Origin of the sequence: Amycolatopsis rhabdoformis (assembly GCF_035918295.1) — a bacterium.
Taxonomy (GTDB): domain Bacteria; phylum Actinomycetota; class Actinomycetes; order Mycobacteriales; family Pseudonocardiaceae; genus Amycolatopsis; species Amycolatopsis rhabdoformis.
Genome location: NZ_CP142149.1, coordinates 5,151,688 through 5,170,227, shown reverse-complemented (window position 1 = coordinate 5,170,227; position 18,540 = coordinate 5,151,688). Strand labels below are relative to the sequence as shown.

The window sequence follows — 18,540 nt, the reverse complement described above, 5'->3', positions numbered from 1 at the left end:
CGCGTTTAATCCCCTGTGAACGGTTGGAGCACGTGCGCGCTGCCCGTTGTTCGGCTGGTGTATACCGCGGTGGGTGAGCCTGAGCGCGTCGGTCGGGGACCGCTGAATCAAAAGGAACACGATGGCCGAGCCTCGGTTCGAGATGGTGTCCATCTCGGTTGCTGGACTGAATGGGCGAGCGCATTCCGATTCGGGGTGGGCTGTGATGTGGCGATTTCTCTCGGCCAACAACCGGAGTATCGCGCAGTCGGTTAATTGCTTCCCCGACGGTGATTCGTGTGCCCTCGCGGTGGAGCGCCTCAAGGCGGGCCTCAAGGCCGCGCAAGTGCTGACGGTGCGCGATGAGCAGGGGATGTGGCTCTGGCAGCTGCGCCTGGGCGGGGAGTCGGTGGGGGTGTCGAGCCGCAAGTACCGGCGTCGGCTGCACGCGGTCAATTCGGGTAGTTCTTTTCATCACCTCGCCGAATCCAGCGGTGAGATCAACCGAACGCGTGTTCGTCCGTAGTTAATGTTTCCGCCCGGGGAAGGACAGCTGTCCGGGTAAAGCTGCGCCCTGAACAATCGGAGAGGAGGGGACATGACTGCTGTGCTCGCGGACGCCGAACCGCAGGCGCGCCGAAGAACCGGGAGACCGGGCGGCGCCGACCGGTTCTTCCGGCTCGCGTTGCTGGGCGCCGGGCTGCTGGTGCTCACGATCATGGTGGTGGTCGGCGGTTTCCTGCTGAAGAACGGCAGCCAGGCCCTCGGCCACGCCGGACTGTCCTTTCTCACCACGCAGGCCTGGCAGCCCGATTCCGGCAACTTCGGCATCGCCGCGGTGCTCGTGGGCACGCTGCTGATCGCGGGAACCGCGCTGTGCGTGGCGTTCCCGCTGGCCCTCGGCGTCGCGCTGTACATCTCGGAATACGCGCCGCCGCGGCCGAAGCGGGTGCTGATCAGCCTGGTGGACCTCATGGCCGCCGTGCCGAGTGTGGTCTACGGCCTCTTCGGGGCGGTGTTCCTGCAGTGGAACCTGCTCGACGTGCCGCGCTGGCTGTCGGTGCACCTCGGCTGGTTCCCGCTGTTCACAGTGGACGGTTACGACGCGAACGATCCGCTGAGCAGCCAGACCGTGTTCGCCAGCTCGACGTTCTTCGCCGGCCTGGTCGTGGGGATGATGGTCATGCCCATCACCTGTTCGGTGATGCGCGAGTCGTTTTCCCAGGCCCCGCCCGGGGAACGCGAGGGCGCCTACGCGCTGGGCGCCACCCGCTGGGGCATGATCCGCAGCGTGGTGCTGCCCTACGGCCGCGGCGGCATGATCGGCGGCACGATGCTGGGCCTCGGCCGCGCGCTCGGCGAGACGATCGCGGTGTACATGATCATCGCGCCGGTGTTCACCATCCAGCCCCACGTGCTGCAGAGCGGCGCGAACTCCGTGTCGGCGCTCATCGCGCAGCAGTGGGGCGCGGCCAGCCCGTTCGGGCTCTCCGCGCTGATGGCGGCCGGGCTCGCGCTGTTCGCCCTCACACTCGTCGTCAACTTCGGCGCGTCGGCCATCATCGCGCGCAGCCGCTCCGGACAGGGAAGTGAGGCATGACCGCCCTCGACACGCGGGAAACCCCGGAAATCCCCGAGCTGCCCGAGTTCGACGCGGTGCCCGAGGAGCCCGAACGCCGCCGCGTGACCCGGCCGGGCCGGCGTGCCGACACGGTGAACGCGGTGGGCGCGCTGGTCGCGGCCGTGGCGCTGACCGCGATCGTGTTCGCGCAGCTGGCACCGTTCGGCGGCGCGATCGGCTTCCTCGCCATCGCGTGGGTGCTGTTCCTCGGCCTCTACGCGCTGCTGGTGTCGCTCACGGACAACTCATTGGTGGTCCGCGACCGCCTGGTGTCGGCGATCGTGCACAGCCTCGCCGCGTTCGCGTTGCTGGCGCTGATCACCATCGTCGGCTACCCGCTCGTGCGCGGCATCGACGCGTTGAGCCACTGGAACTTCTTCACCGACGACATGGCGAACGCCGGCCCGCTCGACCCGCTGACCCAGGGCGGGATCATCCACGCCGCGGTGGGCACGCTGGAGCAGATCGCCATCGCGCTCGTGCTCACCGTCCCCTTGGGACTCACCTGCGCGGTGTTCCTCAACGAGACCCGCGGCTTCTTCTCGCGGCTGGTGCGCACGATCGTGGACGCGATGACCGCGCTGCCCTCCATCGTGGCCGGGCTCTTCGTCTACGCCGCGCTGATCCTCGCGCTGGGCCTGGAGAAATCGGGCCTCGCCGCGGGCTGCGCGATCAGCGTGATGATGCTGCCGATCGTGATCCGGGCCTCCGATGTGGTGATCCGGCTCGTGCCGGGCTCGCTGCGGGAGGCATCGCTGGCGCTCGGCGCGGGGCAGCTGCGCACCGTGTGGCACGTGGTGCTGCCGACCGCTCGCTCGGGCCTCACCACGGCGATCCTGCTCGGCACCGCGCGCGGCATCGGCGAGACGTCCCCGGTGCTGATCACCGCCGGGTTCACCGCCTACCTCAACGCCGACCCGTTCGCGGGGCCGCAGATCTCCCTGCCCCTGGCCACCTTCTCGCTGGTCACCTCACCCGAGGAAGCGATGAAGGCCCGCGGGTTCGGCGCCGCCGCCGTGTTGATGCTGCTGGTGCTCGTGCTGTTCGTGATCGCCCGGATCGCCGGCGGCCGGCCGGCGGGTGAGCTGACCCGCGGGGCACGCCGGCGCCGGGAACGCGCTTCGGCCGCCGACCGGGAGCGGTTCATCCAGAGAATGCAGGGGGAACAGTGAAGGGCCGGATCTTCCGTTGGGTCGCGCTCGTGCTGGCACTGGTGCTGCTCGGCCAGGGCACCGCGTTCGCGCAGGGTTACGTGCCCATCAGCGGCGCGGGGTCCACGTGGAGCTCCAACGCGCTCGACCAGTGGCGCAAGAACGTGGGCCAGTACGGCATGCGGATCAGCTTCGCCGCCACCGGCTCGACCGACGGCCGCAACCAGTTCAAGGCCGGCCAGGTCGACTTCGCGGTGTCGGAGATCCCGTTCGGTCTCACCGACGCCGGCGTGACCGACGTGGCGCCGACCAACCGCGGCTTCGCCTACATGCCGATCGTGGCCGGCGGCACCGCGTTCATGTACAACCTGCACATCGGCAACACCCGCGTGACGAACCTGCGGCTGTCGGGCAAGACGCTCACCGGGATCTTCACCGGCGCCATCACCAGCTGGGCCGACCCGCAGATCAAGAGTGACAACCCCGGCCTGACCCTGCCGGCGCGCAAGATCATCCCGGTGGTGCGCTCCGACGGTTCGGGCACCAGCGCGCAGTTCACCACCTACATGGCCCGCCAGTACGGCTCGCTGTGGGACGCCTTCTGCAAAAGGGCCGGCCGGGCCACGCCGTGCGGGTTCACCTCGAACTACCCGCTCGTGCCGCCGATGATCGGGCAGTCGGGCTCGCTCGGCGTGACCAACTTCGTGCGTCAGGACCAGAGTGAAGGCGCCATCACCTACGTCGAGTACTCCTACGCCCGCAACGCCGGCTTCCCGATCGCCAAGGTGCTCAACCAGGCCGGCTACTACATCGAGCCGAAGGCGCCGAGCGTCGCCGTCGCGCTGCTCTCGGCCCAGATCAAGCCGGACCTCACGCAGGAGCTCGGGCAGGTCTACACGAACCCCGACCCCCGCACGTACCCGTTGTCCAGCTACAGCTACATGATCCTGCCGACCACCCCGACCGCGCCGTTCACCGTCGAAAAAGGACGGACGCTCTCGGACTTCGCCTACTACTTCCTGTGCGAAGGCCAGCAACAGGCCGACCAGCTGGGCTACTCGCCGCTGCCGATCAACCTCGTGCAGGCCGGGCTCAACCAGGTGGCCCGCATCCCGGGCTCGACCAAGAAGCCCACGGACATCTCGAAGTGCAACAACCCGACGTTCTCGCCGGACGGCACCAACACCCTCGCCAAGAACGCGCCGCAGCCCTCGCCGTGCGACAAGATCGGCGTGGTGCAGTGCACCACCGGCACCGGTGGCGCGAAGTCCTCCACACCGAACAACGGCGGCCCGGGCGGCCGGTCGAACGCGAGTGGCGGACCGGGCGGCACCAACGCGGCCAACGGCCCCGGCGGCACAGCCGGCGGTCCGGGCAACACGAGTTCCACACCCGGCGCACCGGGCACGACCAACGGCCCCGGCGGCGGTGCGATCGACCCGGACACGGGCTTGCCCGTCGGCACGCAGAACCTCGCCGACGGCGGTTCGTCGGTGCCGGTCTCGCTCGCCCAGCGCGACGACGCCACCGCTGCGCTGCTCACGGCCGTGGCCGTGGCGCTGCTGCTCGGGCTCGTGATCGGCCCGCCGTTCCTCGCGCGGCGGCTCACGAAGGACGGTGACCGGCGGTGAAGTACGTCAGACTCGGGCTCGCGGCCCTGCTCCTGCTGGCCGCGGTGCTCGTGGCCGCGCCGAGCCAGGCCGACACCGGTTCGGCCGTGACGGTGTCGGGCACCGGCGCGTTCTCCTCGCTGAAGGTCACGGTCAGCCAGACCACCGACCTCATCAACCAGACCGTGCAGGTGACCTGGACCGGCGGCCGGCCGACCGGGCCGTCGGGCAACTTCGCCACGAACTACCTGCAGCTGATGCAGTGCTGGGGCGACGACCCGGCCGGCCCGACGCGCGAGCAGTGCCAGTACGGAGGCCTCGCCGCGCAGGGCTCGCCGGTCGCCGGCGCGTGGACGCGGCTGCGCCAGGTCAGCTACGGCACCCTGGCCGACCCGCTGGAGACGCTCAAGCCCGAGGCGGGCAAGCAGGCGGTGGTGCCGTTCACCTCGGTCTCCGGTGTCACGACGACCTCGACCGGCGAGTTCTTCACCGCCGGCACCACCAACGAGGTCCCGCTCGCCAAGACCCGGCTCGACGGCGGCGGCGAGGTGGACTTCGAGGTGCAGACCGCGCTGGAGTCCGACGGCCTCGGCTGCGGCACCGTGGTGAACGGCGCCCCGCGCCAGTGCTGGCTGGTGATCGTGCCGCGCGGGAACACCGAGGTCGACGGCAAGCAGGTCGGCGTCGGCTCCAACCGGCCGCAGCTGGACTCCTCGCCGTTGAGCCAGACCAACTGGAACAACCACCTCTCCGTGCCGCTGAAGTTCCAGCCGGTGGGTGCGTCGTGCCCGCTCGGCGCGGCCGAACGCCCGACGTCGGGGGACGAGTTCCTCTCCGAAGCCGTGCTGCGCTGGCAGCCGACGCTGTGTTCGGGCGGCGGCACCGTGTACGGCTTCACCCAGGTGCCCGACGGCGTCGCCCGCCAGACCGTGGTGTCGGACAATCCGGGCCTGGCCTTCATGACCGATCCCGTGCCGCAGGACCAAGTCACGAAACCCTTGGTGTACGCGCCGATCGCGCTGTCGGGGCTGAGCATCGCGTTCATCACCGAACGGCAGTCGGCCGGTGAAGGCGTGGCGCCACCGGAGGTCTGGCAGCGCGACGGCGAGCAGATCACCGAGATGAACCTCAACCCGCGGCTCGTGGCGAAGCTGCTCACCCAGTCGTACGTGCTGTCGTTGCCCACGCGCCAGGACTACCTCAAGGGCAACCCCGACTCGCTCACACTCGATCCCGAGTTCCTCCGGCTCAACCCCGACTTCAAGGACTCGGGCCGGCTGATGTCGGCGGTGGACGCTCTGGTGCCCACTGTGGACATGGACGCCACCACGATGCTGTGGAACTGGATCAAGGCCGACAAGGACGCGTCGGACTTCGTGAACGGTGTGCCCGACCCGGACGGGATGAAGGTCAACCAGGCTTTCCGCGGCACCAACCTGCCGGTGTCGAACTTCCCGCGTTCGGACCTCACGTGCGCCGGCACGGGCCTGCTGGCCAGCTGCGCGCTCGACCTGCGCCCGCTCGCCAACGACATGCACGAGGCCGGCCGCGCGATCAGCCGCGGCGACACGCTCGGCAAGGCGCCCACCGGTTTCGCGACGCCGACGGGAGCGCCCGAGCTGAAGGCCGTGGACCGCGAGCCGCAGGGCCAGCGCAGCCTGCTCGCCGTGGTCGACACCCCGACGGCCGCGCGCTACGGCCTGCCCACGGCCAAGCTGCGCAACTCCTCGGGTGCGTTCGTGGCGCCCACCGACGCGTCGATGCTCGCCGCCGTGGCCGCCGCGAAACCCGGCCCCGTGCCCGACGTGCTGCACCTCGACCCGACGACTCCCGCCGCCGACGCGTACCCGCTCACCAACCTCGCCTACGCCGCGACGGCACCGTCCGCTTTGGACAAACAGGCCGGCGGCGAGTACTCCGCGTTCCTCAAGTACGCGGTGGGCAACGGCCAGACGCCGGGCATCGAGGCGGGCACGCTGCCGGCCGGTTACGTGCCGCTGCCGCAGGCGCTGCGCGCGCAGACCGTGACGGCGGCGGACAAGATCGCCGCCGACTCGGGCCAGACCTCCGCACCGCCCCCGCCGCCCGGTGAGCAGACGTCCGGCAGCGGCGGCGGCTTCGGCGGTGACCAGAACTCCGCGTCCGGCGGCACTGGCGGCACCGGCGACTCGGGCGACACCGGCGGCGCGCCCGACACCGCCGCCGGCCCCCCGCCCTCCGTCCCCGGCGGGGCACCGCTCGCGGTGAAGGCGCCCCCGACCTCCACGGCCAACCAGCAGAACGTGGCGCAGACACGGCCGACCCCGGGCTCGCCCGTCGGCTTCGTGCGCTACCTGCTGGTGATCCTGCTCGCGGCGGGTGCGGTCGCCGCCGGCTCCGGGCCGGCGCTCACGCGCCTGAGCAAGCGGATGGGGAGGTGATGTCCGCGGCCCGCCGGGTCAGGAGCGGCAACTCCTGAGCCGACGAGCCGGGTGCAACCGGCAAGACCGGCGTCACGTCGCGCGAAAGCACTGACGCCGGCGAGCTCGGACGACGAGTCCGGGCAAACCTGCTGAGCAAAGGATACCTGAAGTGAGCAAGAGAAGAACCCTGGTCACGGTCGCCGCGGCGGCCCTGGTGCTCGGCCTGAGCGGGGTGGCCCAGGCCGACCCGAGCGGCGCCCCCACCTTCCGCCAGCTCGCGGGTGTCGGTTCCGACACCACGCAGGGCGTGATGAACGGCCTCTCCGACGCGGTCACCGTCGGCGGCACCAAGATCATCGCCTCCTACGACGCGGTGGGCTCGGCCAACATCACCACCAAGGACGCGGCGACCACGCCGAACTGCACCATGCCGCGCCCGGCGAACTCGGGTGAGGGTGTCAACGCCCTCGTCGCGTCGCAGGACAACGGCACCAACTGCGTGCAGTTCGCGCGGTCCTCGGCCAACAACTCGGCGACCTACGCCGGCAAGAACCTCACCTACATCCCGTTCGCGGTCGACGCCGTGACCTACGGCGTGCGTTCGGACAGCTCGATCTCGAAGAAGCTGACCACCGCGCAGCTCAAGAGCGTCTACAACTGCACCGCTCCGGGTGTGGGCACCACGTACAAGCCGCTGCTGCCGAAGTTCGGCTCGGGCACGCGCGCGTTCTTCCTGTCCTCGCTGGGCCTCACGAACGCCGCGAACTACACCACCACGTTCCCGTGCGTGCACGACACCGACACCACGGGCGCGCCGATCGAGGAGAACACCGGCACGTTCCTCACGGACCCGGCCAACGTCGCTCCGTACTCGATCGCCCAGTACCAGAGCCAGATCAACGGCGTGGTCCCGGCCGTGCAGGGCAAGGTCGTGCTGGCCACCCTCAACGGCATCTCGCCGACCGCGCTGAACACGGCTTCGTCGTTCAAGCGTGACGTCTACAACGTCGTCCCGACCGGCCAGCTGGGCAACGCCCCGTACGCCGGCACGTTCGTCGGCACCGGCTCCGCGATCTGCTCCGCCACGGACGTGATCACGAAGTACGGCTTCGGCGAGGCCGCGAACTGCGGCGACACCAGCATCGTCACGCCCTGACCGGAGAAAGGCACCTCTGCCATGAGCACCAAGTCCCTGCTGCGCCGCTTCGCCGTGGGCGGTGTCATCGTCACCGCCGCGCTGGCGGCGATGGGCTCGCTCTCGACGGCGTCCGCCGACGTCCCGGCGGGCACCCTCGGCACCCTGTCCCTGAGCCCGGCCACGGGCCTCGACATCACCGCCGGCATCGCCACCACGTCGGCCGGCTGCCCCGACACCGCTGACGCGTACTACCTGTACGTGTTCGGCCCGGGCGGCTTCCAGAACGGTCTCATCGCCACCACGACGACCGACGTCGGCCTGTCGCACACCGACGGCTTCCCCGTGCAGCTCGGTCTGTCCATGAAGGACATCGCGCTGGACAACAGCACCACGGTGCAGCCGGGTCGCTACGACCTGGTCGCGAGCTGCATCGACTCGTTCTCGCAGGAGGTGCAGGGCACCTTCACGCAGGCGATCTACTTCACCGACGCCACGCACTACCAGAGCACCGACCCGAGCGCGCCGGTCTCGACCAGCACCTCGCTCGCGGTCTCGCCGGCCTCGCCGGCCACCCAGGGCAGCCCCGTCACCCTGACCGCCACGGTCACCCCGGCCTCGGCCGGCGGCACCGTGCAGTTCAAGGACGGCGCGGCCAACCTGGGCAACCCGGTCGCCGTGGCGGGTGGCACCGCCGCCCTCACCACCTCGGCGCTCACCGCCGGCAGCCACTCGCTGACCGCGGTCTTCACCGGTGCTTCGCAGAACGTCGGCGGCTCGACGTCGGCCGCGGTGGCCTTCCAGGTCAACGCTCCGGTCGCGACCCCGACCACGACCGCGCTCTCGGTCACGCCGAGCGGCACGGCCCAGCAGTTCAGCACGGTGACGCTGAACGCGTCGGTCAACCCCGCGGGGGCGGCCGGCTCGATCCAGTTCACCGACGGTGGTGCGAACCTGGGCAACCCGGTCGCGCTGTCGGGTGGCACCGCTTCGCTGACCACGTCGACGCTGGGCGTGGGCGACCACACCTTCACCGCCAAGTTCGTGCCGGCCAACCCGGCCGCGTTCGTGGCTTCGGAGTCGGCCGGCGTGCCGCTTTCGGTGACCGCCTTCGCGGGCGTGGCCACCTCGGAGAACATCACCACGACCGTGAACGCCGGTGAGCTGCTGATCAGCGTCGACAACGAGAACGTGACGCTGCCGTCGCCGACGATGCTGCCCGACGCCTCGATGCTGCAGACCTCGGGCCAGCTGAACCCGGTCACGGTCACCGACACCCGCGCCGGGAACCCGGGCTGGAACGTCTCCGGCCAGGCGACCGACTTCGGTGACGGTGCTTCGCACGCGATCAACGCCGCCAACCTCGGCTGGACCCCGGTCCTCGTCGACAAGGTGGCCGCGCAGAACATCACCGCCGGTCCGGCCGTCGGCTCGGCCGCCGCGGTGGAGCCGGGCGCGACCGCCCCGGCGGGCCTCGGCCTGGCCGGTGCCCGCACCCTCGCCACCGCAGCTTCCAACGGTGGCAACGGCACGGCGCACCTCGGCGCCGGGCTTTCGCTGAACGTGCCGACGTCGACCGTCGCCGGCACCTACACCGCGGTGCTCACGCTGACCGCGATCTGATCACCGGGTCTCCGGCGGCGTGGTGCCGGCCGCCCGCCGGAGACCCGGCCCCAGTTCCTGTCTCCCGCTTTCTCCCGGTTCGCCTCCGTTGAAGGGAAACGCCGATGCGCCTCGTGGCACTGGCCGCCGCGCTCCTGCTGGGTATCGCGCCCGCAGCCACCGCCTCGCCCGGCTCCGCCGCCGCGGCGCACCCGTCCCTCTCCGGACAGTTTTCCGTGCGGCAGGCCGCTTTCGAGCAGGCCGCCCCACCCGCCCAGCCGCCCGCGGGCGATCGGCGCGTGACGTTCGGCGTCCGCCCCGCCACCGCGAAGGCGCCCGACAACCGGCCGAGTTTCGGCTACGGCGCCACGCCCGGCGCCGTGGTGAAGGACTACGTGGCCGTGTCCAACGTCGGCACCACCCCGGTCACGCTGAAGATCTACGCGAGCGACGCCTTCAACACCCCCGAGGGCGGCTTCGACCTGCTGGCTTCCGGCAAGAAGTCGGTGGACGTCGGGGCGTGGACGAAACCCGCGCAGACCACCGTTTCCCTGAAGCCGCGGTCGGTTTCGATCGTGCCGTTCTCGCTCACGATCCCCGCGAACGCGACCCCCGGTGACCACGCGGCGGGCATCGTCGCCGCGCTGACCACCGAGCAGACGGGCGCGAACGGGCAGCGGGTGTCGGTGGAGCAACGCGTCGGCGCGCGCATCTACCTGCGCGTGACCGGTCAGCTCACGCCGCGGCTCGCGATCACCGGCCTCACCGGCACCTACGACCCCACGCCGTTCGGCCGCGGCGACGCGACCGTGAGCTACGTCGTGCGCAACACCGGCAACACCCGCCTTTCGGGCACTCAGCGCCTGGGCGTGAGCACGCCGTGGGGCTCCACTGTGGACAGCGCGGCGCTGCCGCCGATCCCGGAACTGTTGCCGGGCGGGCTGATCAAGGTGACCACCAAGGTCTCCGGCCTGCTGCCGGCGGGCTGGCTCGACGCGACCGTGCACGTCGACCCGCACCCCGTGGCCGGGTTCACCGACCCGGTGCAGCCGGTGGAGGAGACGCTCACGCTGAGCGCCGTGCCGTGGGCGTTCCTCGGGATCCTGCTCGTGCTGATCCTCGGGGTGCTCGCCGTGGTGTTCACCCGCCGCCGGCGCCGGCGCGCCGGCGCGACCGAGGCCCCGCCGGCGGAGGAGGTGGCCGAACATGCGGCTGCGCACTGAGCTCCTGCTCGTGGCCGGCGGGCTGGTCCTGCTGGCCGCACCCGCGCAGGCGGCGCCGATCGGCGGCCTGGTCGTGACCCCCGGCGAAGGCCAGGACGCGTCCTCGATCCGCATGCACACCAGCACCGGCTGCCCGGCCGAGGCCGACGCGTACTACGCGAGCCTGCGTGGCAAGGGCATGCCCGCCGCGGGGCAGGTCGTGGTCGCGAACACCGACGTCGGCCTGTCGCACACGAGCGGCTTCGACGTGTTCCTGGCCCAGACCCTCAAGGATTTCGCCGAGGACAACGGAACCACGCTCTCGGGCACCTACGACGTGACGCTCTACTGCATCGACTCGTTCAGCCAGCAGAGCAAGGGCGAGTTCACCGCGGAGCTGAAGTTCGACGGCCCGGTGAAGTACGCGGCGCTCGGCGCGGCCAAGGGGCCGAACCGCGCGCCGGACACCCCGTCCTCGGCACCACCGCCGTCCTCCGCGAAGCCGTCCACGCCGGCCGCGCCGCCCCGGACCAGTGCGGGTTCGACGCCCGTGCCGCTGCCGGGAACCGGTAGCAGCGGTGAGCCGCCGGCGAGCGCACCGGCCGCGGAGGCCGTGGCCGCGAAGGCCGATTCGCCGACGACATTGGTCGGCGCGTTCGCGCTCGTGGCGGGGGTCGGCCTGGTGGTGGCCACGGTGGCGCTCGCCGCGTGGGTGGTCCGCAGACGGGCCAGGGGAATCCAGTGAACAGCGGAAGGAAAGCTTTCATGCGCAAGCGTCAGCTCGTGGTGGCGGGTGCCTCGGCGGCCGCGGCGGCGATCACCGTGGTCACCCTGGTGACCTCCACCGCCTCGGCCGCGCTGCCCCCGCCGGGCAGCCTCGGCACCCTCACCCTCGAACCGCCCACGGGCACCGGGGACACAGCACCGGTAGTGCGCACCTCCCAGGGCTGCACACCGGACTCCGACTCCTACATCGCGCACGTGTTCGGGCCCGGCGGGTTCGCGCCCGGCCTGGTGGCGACGTTCGGCCTGCAGGATGTCGACTTCTCGACCACGCAGGCGTTCCCGGTGCAGTTCACCAAGGGCATGACCGACATCGCCACGGACAACCAGACCGAGGTCGTGCCCGGCACCTACGTGGTGCAGGTGTCCTGCATGGACTCGTTCTCGCAGACCGAGACCGGCACGTTCACGGCGGACATGTATTTCACCGACGCCACGCACTACCAGTCCACGGACCCGAACGGGCCGCCGGCGACGTCGACGACCACCACCACGCCGACCTCGGTGAGCACGTCGCAGCCGACGTCGACCTCGACCACCACGGGCACGTCCACGACCACCACGACGTCGACCGGTACCGCGACCACCACGCCGACCACACCGACCACACCGACGACGACGGGTACCACGTCCACTTCGGACACTCCGACGTCGACGACGACCACCACCACGGGCACACCGACGTCGACCACGACCACGTCGGGCACGACCACGACCACCGGTACGACCACGCCGACGACCACGGGTACGAGCACGACGACCACGACCCGCACGTCGACGTCCACTCCGACCTCGACCACCACCACCCCGCGCACGACCAGCACCACGCCGACGAGCACGGGCACCACGACCACCACCACACCGGCGAGCACGACCACGTCGTCGGGCCCGGTCTCGGACACGGCCACGACCTCGGCGACCGACACGTCGTCGAGCACCACGTCCACCGGCGACACTTCGGTGACGGTGCTGCCCAGTGACACCGGCACGAACGGCACGGGTGGCGGCGCGGGGGAGAACGTCGGCACCACCGTGCCCGGCCGCACGCTCGCCTACACCGGGTTCGACCTCGGCTTCTTCGTGCTCGCCGCGGCCGTGCTGATCGGGCTGGGCGTCGTGGCGCTCATCGCGGTGCGCCGGCGCAGGGCGGACGCCCGCCGCACATGGTGACCACCGGGACGGACACCGCCGCACCGCCGTCGGGGAAACCCGCGGCGGTGTGGGTGACCGGGCAGGCGCTGTCGATCATCGGCGGCCTGATGCTGTGCCTGGTCCTGCAGATCGCCGTGATCGGCCAGCTCGCGCACAACCGCGACCAGGACCGGGCCTACGCGGCGTTTCGCGACCAGCTCGCCAACGCGACCGCACCGGCGGGCGCCTACGACCCGGACGGGCACCCGCTCGAGCCGGGCACGCCGGTGGCGGTGCTCGTGGTGCCGCGGATCGGCGTGCGCGAGGTGGTCGGCGAGGGCTCCACGTCGGAGGTCCTGAAGTCCGGGCCGGGGCACCGCCGCGACACGGTGCTGCCGGGGCAGGCGGGCACGAGCGTGGTGCTCGGCCGGCGCGCGGGCTACGGCGCCCCGTTTCTCGACCTCGGCAAGCTCAAGCGCGGTGACCTGATCAGCGTGGTCACCGGGCAGGGCAAGCACGAGTTCGAGGTGCAGGGCGTGCGCCACAGCGGTGACCCGCAGCCGGCCCCGCCCGCGCAGGGCCAGGGGCGGCTCACGCTGGTGACCGCCGACGGCCCGCCCGGCCTGCCGTCCGACGTGCTGCGCGTGGACGCGCGGCTGCTCACCCCGGCCGTCGGGACCGCGGGCGTGCTGCCGGCGTCGGCGACGAGCGAGTCGGAGCAGGCGCTGGCGGGGGATCCGGAGGCGATGGTGCCGCTGGTGCTGTGGGGGCTGGTGCTCGTGCTGAGCGCGGCCGGAGTCGTGTACGTCCATCAACGCGTCGGCAAGTGGCATTCGTGGGTGATCGGGGTGCCGCTGCTGGGCGCGCTCGGCCTCACGGTGGCCGACCAGGCGGCTTCGCTGCTGCCGAACCTGTGGTGAGGAGATCCCGATGACCATGCTGCTGCCCGCGGTCGAGGAGACCGCGTCGATCGAGGCGCGCGCGGTGTCCGCGTGGTTCGGCGAACGGAAGGTGCTGGACCGGGTGTCGCTGATGATGCCCGCGCGCTCGGTCACCGCCTTGATCGGCCCGTCCGGGTGCGGGAAGTCGACGTTCCTGCGCATCCTCAACCGGATGCACGAGCTGGTGCCCAGCGCCACGCTGGCCGGCGAGGTGCGGCTCGGCGGCGACGACATCTACGACTCGTCGTGGAAGCTCACCGACGCGCGCCGCCACATCGGGATGGTGTTCCAGAAGCCGAACCCGTTCCCGGCGATGTCGATCTTCGACAACGTGACCGCGGGGCTGAAGCTCACGGGCACCAAGGTGCGCAGCTCCGAGAAGGACGACCTCGTGGCCGAATGCCTGGTGAAGGCCGGGCTGTGGAAGGAGGTCCGCGACCGCCTGCGCCAGCCCGGCGGCGCGCTCTCGGGCGGCCAGCAGCAGCGGCTCTGCATCGCCCGCGCGCTGGCCGTGCGCCCGAAGGTGCTGCTCATGGACGAGCCGTGCTCGGCACTCGACCCGACTTCCACACGGCGCATCGAGCAGACGATCGAGGACCTCAGTGGCGAGGTGACGATCGTGATCGTGACCCACAACATGCAGCAGGCCCAACGGGTTTCCGCGCGGTGCGCCTTTTTCCTCGCCGAGGAGGGCGCGCCGGGCGGCATCGTGGAGGAGGGGCCCACGGAGACGATCTTCGGCGCGCCGCGCGACGAACGGACCGCCGACTACGTGCACGGTCGCTTCGGCTGAGCCGGCCGGCCGCCGCTGCCCGAGAGGCGCTCCGGCCCGCGTCCCCGGTATTGTTGTCACCGCGTCAACGTTGGGCTCCCCGCGGTGTGCGGGGTGCCGCGGACGGAGCGGAGGGGCCGGTGGCCGAACCCGGTTCGCCTCGGGTGCGCTTCGAGCTGCTGGGTGCCGTACGGGCCTGGCGGGGTGACCGTGAACTCGCGCTGGGCCCGCCCGCGCAGCGGTTGCTGCTCACGGTGCTGCTCGCGCGCGAAGGCAGCGCGGCCGGGCTCGACGAGCTGGCCCACCTGCTGTGGGACGACGAGCCGCCGGCGAGCGCCGCGAACGTGATCCAGCGCTACGTCGGGGCGTTGCGGCGGGTGATCGAGCCCGATCTCGCGTCCCGAGCCCAGGGCCGGTGGCTGCTGCGCCGGGCCGGCGGTTACGTGCTGCAGGTCGACGCCGAGAGCTCCGATCTCGCCGAGTTCCGCGCCGGGGTGGCGCGGGCGCGCCGGGCCGAGGACCCGGGGGAGGCGCTGGCGGCGTACGTCGAGGCGTTGCGGCTCTGCCGCGGTGCGGCCGGCGCCGGCAAAGCCGCTTCGACCTCCGTCACGGCGCTGCTGTCGAGTGTCGACCGCGAGGTGTCCACGGCGCTGCTGGCGGCGGCCGATCTCGCCTCGGCGACCGGGCAGTCACCACAGCCGCTGCTGGCGCACCTGGAGCGGGTGGCCGCGCTGGACCCGTTCGACGAAGGCGTGCACGCGCGGCTGATGCGGGCGCTGTCCACGGTCGGGCGCCGGGCGCTGGCCCTGGAGGTGCACCGCGATCTGCGCAACCGGCTCGTGGCCGAGCTGGGGGTGGAGCCCGGACCGGAGCTGGCGAAGGCGCATCGGGAGGTGCTGGCCGAGCCGGCTCTCGCGCCGGCGCCGGCGCCGCGGCCGGCCCCGGCCGCGGTCTCACCGGTGCGTCCCGCACAGCTGCCGCCGGGCCTCGCGGCGTTCACCGGTCGCGAGGCCGAGGTGGCGGCGTTGTCCGAGCTGCTCACCGTCGACGGGCCGGTGATGCCGCTGGTCGTGATCGACGGGCTCGCGGGCACGGGCAAGACTTCGCTCGCCGTGCACGTCGCTCACCGGCTGTCTTCGCGCTTCCCCGACGGCCAGCTGTACGTGAACATGCAGGGCTTCGACCCGGCCGGTGCCGTGGTCGACCCGCTCGACGCGGTGCGCGGCTTCATCGAGGTGCTCGCGCTGGGCTCCGTGCCGGTGCCGAACGGCCTCGACGCGGGCAGCGGCCTCTACCGCAGCCTGCTGGTGGGCCGCCGGATGCTCGTGGTGGTGGACAACGTGCGCGACGCCGAGCAGGTGCGCCCGCTGCTGCCGGGCGCGCCGGGCTGCGCCGTGATCGTGACCAGCCGAAACCGGCTCGGCTCGCTCGTGGTGTCCGACGGCGCCGAGGTGCTCACCCTCGACACGCTCACCGCGGCCGACGCGCGCCGCACCCTCGCCCGACGTCTCGGCGAGGACCGGGTGGCGGCCGAACCCGGGGCGGTCGACGAGATCACCCGGCTGTGCGGCCGGCTTCCGCTCGCGCTGGCCATCGTGGCGGCCCGCGTGCGCACGCGGCCGCAGCTCACGTTGGCCGCCCTGGCCGAGACGCTGCGCGAAACCCGCGGCACGCTCGACGCCTTCGGCACCGACGGGGTCGGCGACGTGCGCACGGTGTTCTCGTGGTCCTACCGCATCCTCAGCCCCGCGGCCGCGCGGCTGTTCCGGTTGCTGGCGCTGCACCGCGGCGCCGACATCTCGGTGGACGCGGCGGCGAGCGTCGCCGGGATCCCGGTGGCCGACGCCCGCGCGCTGCTGGAGGAGCTCATCCACATCCGCTACGTGACCGAGAGCCGTCCCGATCGGTACTCGGCGCACGACCTGATCCGCTCGTACTCGCTGGAGTTGGTGCAGCGCGACGAATCGGCGGGCGAACGGGCCGCGGCGCTGCGGCGGCTGGTGGACCACTTCCGTTGTGTGGCCCACGAAGCGGGCCCGTTGCTGCGGCCGCTGCGGCCCGGCGCCGACCGAGTGCCCGTGCCGGCGGCCGGCGTGACCGTGACGAAGCTCGGCGGCTACGACGACGCCGTGGCGTGGTTCGAGGCCGAGCTGTCCACCCTCACGTTGCTGGCCCGGCAGCTGGTCGCGGATCCGGTGTACCGCACGGAATCCGGGCCGTTCGTGCTGTCGCTGCTCACGCCGTACCAGCGTTCGGGCCGGGCCGAGGACTGGGCGGCCGTGACGCAGCTGGCCCTGCCGACCGCCGAGGGCGACGACGCGTTGACCGCGCAACTGCACCGCAGCCTCGCCGGCGCCTACTTCGTGCTGCGCCGCGGCGAAGACAGCCTCGACGAACTCGACCACGCGATGAAGCTGCTCACCGACGACGCCGAACGCGCCTTCGTGCACACCAACTACGGCTACGTGCTGGCCTCGCTCGACCGCTACGAGGAGGCTGCCGAGCACCAGCGCCGCGGGGCCGAGCTGCACCGCACCGTCGGCAACGAGGAAGGCGAGATCGCCGCCCTCTGCGGCCTCGCCTTCAGCGTCGGCTGCCTCGGCCGCCGCGAAGAGGCCCTCGCCCTGGCTCAGCGCGCGGCCGCCTTCTACGAAGCCGCCGGCGACCGCAACGGCGTGATCAACTGCTGGCTCGCCATCGCCTCGACCCACGAGATGTCCGGTGACCTCGCCGCCGCCGAACAGATCTGGCTCGACGCCATCCGCCGCCACCTCGACATGCGCAGCTGGAACTGGGCCATCGAGCTGCTCGCCTACCTCGCGGACCGCCACTCTTCACTCGGCGACGAGGAGGGCTCCCAGAAGTACTGGCAGCAGGCGTTGGCACTGATCGACGAACACGGGTTGCCGGACCTTTTCGGGGCCCGCGAACGGGTTCGCCCGTGCGCGGCACCGTCGGCCGCGAGTTCCGGGCGAACCTGATCACTCGGTCTTCCTGATCACTCCGCCGAAGCGGCCCGCTGCGCCCGGGCGCGGGCCTGGCGGCTGTAGCCGACGGTGAACGCCACCGGCACCGCGAAGCCCAGCACCTTGATCACGATCAACGCGACCGTGGCGTGCGGGGCGAAGTGCAGCAGCAGGCCACCGGCCACGGCGGAGACCGTGAAACTCGCCGCCCACACCGACGTGATGATCACGTTCACGCGGCGGAAGAAGGGGTGGTCCCAGACCTCGGGCGGGGCCATCGTGCGCGCGATGCCGAGGGTGAACGGGCGGCGGATGGCGACGGAGCCCCACGCGGTCAGGGCCAGCCAGGCGTCCGAGCTCGCGCCGACGTAGTCGTGCAACGGGGAAGCCGGGTCGGTGAACGCGTAGATCGACAGCAGCGCGAAGAACACCACGGCGCTGAGCTCGATGATCAGCGTGTCCCACGCCTTGCCGCGGCCGCGCTCCACCAGCAGGAGCCCGCCGGCCAGCAGGACGCCGACCACGCCGGACCAGCGCCAGTCGGCCTGCGTCGAGACGATGGCGAACCCGATCCACGGGACGAAGCTCTTGAGGTAGTTCACGGTCGTCCTCCCCACATTCCACTTATGACATGTCAAAACTAGAACGTTCAGGCTGGACATGTCAAGAGTGGAAGGTAGACTGGCGGCATGAGTCTCAGGCACGCCGTTCTCGGAATGTTGGCCGACCAGCCGGGCAGTGGGTACGACCTGCTGAAACGCTTCCAGACGGCGATGTCCAACGTCTGGTCCGCCACGCAGAGCCAGCTCTACGGCGAGCTCGGCAAGCTCGAGAAGGCCGACCTGATCACCGTCACGGCCGAAGGTCCGCGCGGCCGCAAGGAGTACGCCATCACCGACACGGGCCTCGCGGAGCTGCGAGCCTGGCTGCTGGCCGAGCCCGCGGGCCCGCCGCGCAGCGAGGCATTGCTGCGCGTGTACTTCCTGGGCTCGGTGGAGCCGGAGCAGGCCCGCGCGTACCTGGAGGGCCTCGGCGAGGGCGCGCTGCGCCGCGCCGAGCACCTCGCCGAGATCGAGGCCACCGTCGACTGGGATGACGGTGACCAATCCGTGTACGGCCGCCTGGCCCTGGAGTTCGGCAAACGCTACTCCGAGATGCAGCGCGAGTGGTCGGCCTGGGCGGCGAAGCAGATCAAGACGCCATGACGCCGCCGGCGGTCAGCCGCCGGAAGGTGTTGTGCCGTAA

The 18,540-nt window shown here is 71.5% G+C and carries 16 protein-coding genes; 14 read left to right on the top strand and 2 right to left on the bottom strand.

Features of this window, described 5'->3' with window-relative positions:
- Positions 1–121 precede the first annotated feature (121 nt).
- From VSH64_RS23595 to VSH64_RS23555, 9 genes are all read left to right on the top strand, one after another.
- Positions 122–505: a hypothetical protein gene (locus VSH64_RS23595; RefSeq protein ID WP_326837826.1), complete on the top strand. Its 384-nt coding sequence runs from the start codon at positions 122–124 to the stop codon at positions 503–505.
- 72 nt (positions 506–577) lie between these two features.
- The gene (pstC, locus tag VSH64_RS23590; protein WP_326837825.1) at positions 578–1,579 is read left to right on the top strand and encodes a phosphate ABC transporter permease subunit PstC; all 1,002 of its coding nucleotides are present in this window, start codon (positions 578–580) and stop codon (positions 1,577–1,579) included.
- Positions 1,576–2,772, top strand: a complete 1,197-nt coding sequence (gene pstA / locus VSH64_RS23585; protein ID WP_326837824.1) for a phosphate ABC transporter permease PstA — start codon at positions 1,576–1,578, stop codon at positions 2,770–2,772. Before pstC ends, pstA begins: the two co-directional genes overlap by 4 nt.
- Complete coding sequence (gene pstS / locus VSH64_RS23580; protein ID WP_326837823.1) at positions 2,769–4,382, top strand: phosphate ABC transporter substrate-binding protein PstS; 1,614 nt, start codon at positions 2,769–2,771, stop codon at positions 4,380–4,382. The genes pstA and pstS overlap by 4 nt, the downstream gene beginning before the upstream one ends.
- Positions 4,379–6,781 (top strand): hypothetical protein, encoded by a 2,403-nt coding sequence (locus VSH64_RS23575; protein WP_326837822.1) that lies wholly within the window; start codon positions 4,379–4,381, stop codon positions 6,779–6,781. Before pstS ends, VSH64_RS23575 begins: the two co-directional genes overlap by 4 nt.
- 151 nt (positions 6,782–6,932) lie before the next feature.
- Positions 6,933–7,919, top strand: a complete 987-nt coding sequence (locus VSH64_RS23570; protein ID WP_326837821.1) for a hypothetical protein — start codon at positions 6,933–6,935, stop codon at positions 7,917–7,919.
- Positions 7,920–7,940: 21 nt separating this feature from the next.
- On the top strand, positions 7,941–9,521 hold the full coding sequence (locus tag VSH64_RS23565) for an Ig-like domain repeat protein (RefSeq protein ID WP_326837820.1): 1,581 nt from the start codon (positions 7,941–7,943) through the stop codon (positions 9,519–9,521).
- A gap of 104 nt (positions 9,522–9,625) precedes the next feature.
- Entirely contained in the window at positions 9,626–10,723 is a 1,098-nt protein-coding gene (locus VSH64_RS23560) for a WxL protein peptidoglycan domain-containing protein (RefSeq protein WP_326837819.1), read from the top strand.
- Complete coding sequence (locus VSH64_RS23555; RefSeq protein WP_326837818.1) at positions 10,707–11,447, top strand: hypothetical protein; 741 nt, start codon at positions 10,707–10,709, stop codon at positions 11,445–11,447. Before VSH64_RS23560 ends, VSH64_RS23555 begins: the two co-directional genes overlap by 17 nt.
- A 478-nt stretch (positions 11,448–11,925) precedes the next feature.
- Here VSH64_RS23555 and VSH64_RS23550 read toward each other — a convergent pair whose 3' ends face one another.
- Complete coding sequence (locus VSH64_RS23550; RefSeq protein WP_326837817.1) at positions 11,926–12,441, bottom strand: hypothetical protein; 516 nt, start codon at positions 12,439–12,441, stop codon at positions 11,926–11,928.
- Between the two features lie 4 nt (positions 12,442–12,445).
- On the opposite strand from VSH64_RS23550, the gene VSH64_RS23545 reads away from it, so the two are divergent.
- The 4 genes from VSH64_RS23545 to VSH64_RS23530 all read left to right on the top strand — a co-directional run bounded on the left by VSH64_RS23545 (position 12,446) and on the right by VSH64_RS23530 (position 17,310).
- On the top strand, positions 12,446–12,655 hold the full coding sequence (locus tag VSH64_RS23545) for a hypothetical protein (protein WP_326837816.1): 210 nt from the start codon (positions 12,446–12,448) through the stop codon (positions 12,653–12,655).
- The gene (locus tag VSH64_RS23540; RefSeq protein ID WP_326837815.1) at positions 12,649–13,536 is read left to right on the top strand and encodes a sortase; all 888 of its coding nucleotides are present in this window, start codon (positions 12,649–12,651) and stop codon (positions 13,534–13,536) included. Before VSH64_RS23545 ends, VSH64_RS23540 begins: the two co-directional genes overlap by 7 nt.
- A gap of 10 nt (positions 13,537–13,546) precedes the next feature.
- On the top strand, positions 13,547–14,350 hold the full coding sequence (locus VSH64_RS23535) for a phosphate ABC transporter ATP-binding protein (RefSeq protein WP_326837814.1): 804 nt from the start codon (positions 13,547–13,549) through the stop codon (positions 14,348–14,350).
- A 119-nt stretch (positions 14,351–14,469) separates the two neighbouring features.
- Entirely contained in the window at positions 14,470–17,310 is a 2,841-nt protein-coding gene (locus VSH64_RS23530) for an AfsR/SARP family transcriptional regulator (RefSeq protein ID WP_326837813.1), read from the top strand.
- 17 nt (positions 17,311–17,327) lie between these two features.
- On the opposite strand, the gene VSH64_RS23525 is transcribed toward VSH64_RS23530, so the two are convergent.
- Positions 17,328–17,897, bottom strand: a complete 570-nt coding sequence (locus VSH64_RS23525; RefSeq protein ID WP_326837812.1) for a DUF3159 domain-containing protein — start codon at positions 17,895–17,897, stop codon at positions 17,328–17,330.
- Between the two features lie 87 nt (positions 17,898–17,984).
- Here VSH64_RS23525 and VSH64_RS23520 point away from each other — a divergent pair, with 87 nt between their 5' ends.
- A complete protein-coding gene (locus VSH64_RS23520; protein ID WP_326837811.1) occupies positions 17,985–18,500 on the top strand; it encodes a PadR family transcriptional regulator in 516 nt (171 codons plus the stop codon).
- The last annotated feature ends 40 nt before the right edge of the window (positions 18,501–18,540 follow it).

Bases quoted from the DNA above. Each gene is read 5' to 3' on its own strand.
- VSH64_RS23540 (WP_326837815.1), top strand. From the start codon at position 12,649: ATGGTGACCACCGGGACGGACACCGCCGCACCGCCGTCGGGGAAACCC.
- pstA (WP_326837824.1), top strand. From the start codon at position 1,576: ATGACCGCCCTCGACACGCGGGAAACCCCGGAAATCCCCGAGCTGCCC.
- pstC (WP_326837825.1), top strand. From the start codon at position 578: ATGACTGCTGTGCTCGCGGACGCCGAACCGCAGGCGCGCCGAAGAACC.
- VSH64_RS23535 (WP_326837814.1), top strand. From the start codon at position 13,547: ATGACCATGCTGCTGCCCGCGGTCGAGGAGACCGCGTCGATCGAGGCG.
- VSH64_RS23520 (WP_326837811.1), top strand. From the start codon at position 17,985: ATGAGTCTCAGGCACGCCGTTCTCGGAATGTTGGCCGACCAGCCGGGC.
- VSH64_RS23595 (WP_326837826.1), top strand. From the start codon at position 122: ATGGCCGAGCCTCGGTTCGAGATGGTGTCCATCTCGGTTGCTGGACTG.
- VSH64_RS23555 (WP_326837818.1), top strand. From the start codon at position 10,707: ATGCGGCTGCGCACTGAGCTCCTGCTCGTGGCCGGCGGGCTGGTCCTG.
- VSH64_RS23565 (WP_326837820.1), top strand. From the start codon at position 7,941: ATGAGCACCAAGTCCCTGCTGCGCCGCTTCGCCGTGGGCGGTGTCATC.
- VSH64_RS23560 (WP_326837819.1), top strand. From the start codon at position 9,626: ATGCGCCTCGTGGCACTGGCCGCCGCGCTCCTGCTGGGTATCGCGCCC.